Raw genomic sequence first — 2,500 nt, forward strand, 5'->3', positions numbered from 1 at the left:
AAAGGGGTTAGACTCTAGACAAGCAAAGGGTGGTATTTCAACAATGACTCCACAACGCCTGGCGACGCTGCTTCGAAGTCTCCCACCTATCCTACACATTACTTGTCCAAAGCCAATACTAAGCTATAGTAAAGGTTCACGGGGTCTTTTCGTCCCACTGCGGGTAATCGGCATCTTCACCGATACTACAATTTCACCGAGCTCATGGCTGAGACAGTGTCCAGATCGTTACACCATTCGTGCAGGTCGGAACTTACCCGACAAGGAATTTCGCTACCTTAGGACCGTTATAGTTACGGCCGCCGTTTACTGGGGCTTCATTTCAGATCTTCGCCGAAGCTAAACCCTCCACTTAACCTTCCAGCACCGGGCAGGTGTCAGGCCCTATACGTCATCTTTCGATTTAGCAGAGCCCTGTGTTTTTGATAAACAGTCGCCTGGACCTTTTCACTGCGGCCCCACCGGAGTGGGGCGACCCTTCTCCCGAAGTTACGGGTCAATTTTGCCTAGTTCCTTAGCCATGAATCTCTCGAGCACCTTAGAATTCTCATCCCAACTACCTGTGTCGGTTTGCGGTACGGGCTGCCTCGCTCGCTTTTCTTGGAAGTCGCTTCTCTGGATTATCACCTTGCCCGTAGGCTCAGTGTACTATCGAGGTGTTGCCACTCTCTTCAACGCACTATTCCGTCAGTGCGCACCAAATATACGCCTCCGTCACTTTTGTTGCGGGCAGGTACGGGAATATTAACCCGTTGTCCATCCACTACCCCTTTCGGGTTCGCGTTAGGTCCCGACTAACCCTCAGCTGATTAGCATAGCTGAGGAAACCTTAGTCTTTCGGTGTGCGGGTTTCTCGCCCGCATTATCGTTACTTATGCCTACATTTTCTTTTGTAGCTCCTCCAGCATGCCTCGCGACACACCTTCAGCGGCACTACAATGCTCCCCTACCACTTTTAAAAGTCCATAGCTTCGGTAGTATGTTTATGCCCGATTATCATCCATGCCGAACCGCTCGACTAGTGAGCTGTTACGCACTCTTTAAATGAATGGCTGCTTCCAAGCCAACATCCTAGCTGTCTAAGCAGTTCAACCTCGTTTGTTCAACTTAACATACATTTGGGGACCTTAGCTGATGGTCTGGGTTCTTTCCCTCTCGGACATGGACCTTAGCACCCATGCCCTCACTGCTGACCAACATTTTATAGCATTCGGAGTTTGTCAGGAATTGGTAGGCGGTGAAGCCCCCGCATCCAATCAGTAGCTCTACCTCTATAAAACTAGATCAACGCTGCACCTAAATGCATTTCGGGGAGTACGAGCTATTTCCGAGTTTGATTGGCCTTTCACCCCTACCCACAGGTCATCCGAAGACTTTTCAACGTCAACCGGTTCGGGCCTCCACTGTGTGTTACCACAGCTTCACCCTGCCCATGGGTAGATCACACGGTTTCGCGTCTACCGCTACTGACTGCATCGCCCTGTTCAGACTCGCTTTCGCTACGGATCCGGACCTGAAGCCCTTAACCTTGCCAGCAACGGTAACTCGTAGGCTCATTATGCAAAAGGCACGCCGTCACCCCAATGGGGCTCCGACCGCTTGTAGGCGTATGGTTTCAGGTTCTATTTCACTCCCCTGTTCGGGGTTCTTTTCACCTTTCCCTCACGGTACTGGTTCACTATCGGTCTCTCAGGAGTATTTAGCCTTACCGGATGGTCCCGGCAGATTCACACAGGGTTACACGTGCCCCGCGCTACTCAGGATACTGCTATGGTTAACGCTCTTTGCCTATACGGGGCTATCACCCTCTATGGCCGCTCTTTCCAAAGCGTTCTAGTTCATTGCGCAACCAATGTCGCAGTCCTACAACCCCAACATTGCCGTAACAATATTGGTTTGGGCTAATCCGCGTTCGCTCGCCACTACTAACGGAATCACTTTTGTTTTCTCTTCCTCCGGGTACTTAGATGTTTCAGTTCCCCGGGTTCGCCTCCTTGCGGATAACATGTCTTCAACATGCTGGGTTGCCCCATTCGGATATCTGCGGATCAAATCGTATGTGCCGATCCCCGCAGCTTTTCGCAGCTTATCACGTCCTTCTTCGCCTCTGAGAGCCTAGGCATTCCCCATACGCCCTTGTTTAGCTTATTGTACTTTTTGTCTTTTTAATGAGTTACGTTATTGCTCGTTACAATAACATTTTATTTTTCATGTATATCTTTCCAATATGTCAATGAACTTGTGGCGCGTCGCCACTGACAATCATATTATCAGCGACTTTGGCCCTTGTGGAGAATATCGGAGTCGAACCGATGACCTCCTGCGTGCAAGGCAGGCGCTCTAGCCAGCTGAGCTAATCCCCCGTTATATTTAGCTGTCAGTTAACAGTTATCAGTTAACAGTACTTATAACGGCTACTCAACCTCTAAAATTTCCTTTCAGTTTTTAATGAACTTATTCGACAACGCCTACGCGCCATCTGGCTCCTTCGCTAAAAATG

Annotated in this window: 1 tRNA gene and 1 rRNA gene; both read right to left on the reverse strand. The window is 49.7% G+C overall.

From position 1 onward, the window contains the following. Nucleotides 1–2,150 (reverse strand): 23S ribosomal RNA (locus AC6I5C_RS17710); the annotation flags it as partial. Nucleotides 2,151–2,289: 139 nt separating this feature from the next. Then, nucleotides 2,290–2,363 (reverse strand) — tRNA-Ala (locus AC6I5C_RS17715). Nucleotides 2,364–2,500 lie beyond the last annotated feature (137 nt).

The organism is Mangrovimonas sp. sgz306409 (assembly GCF_059735265.1).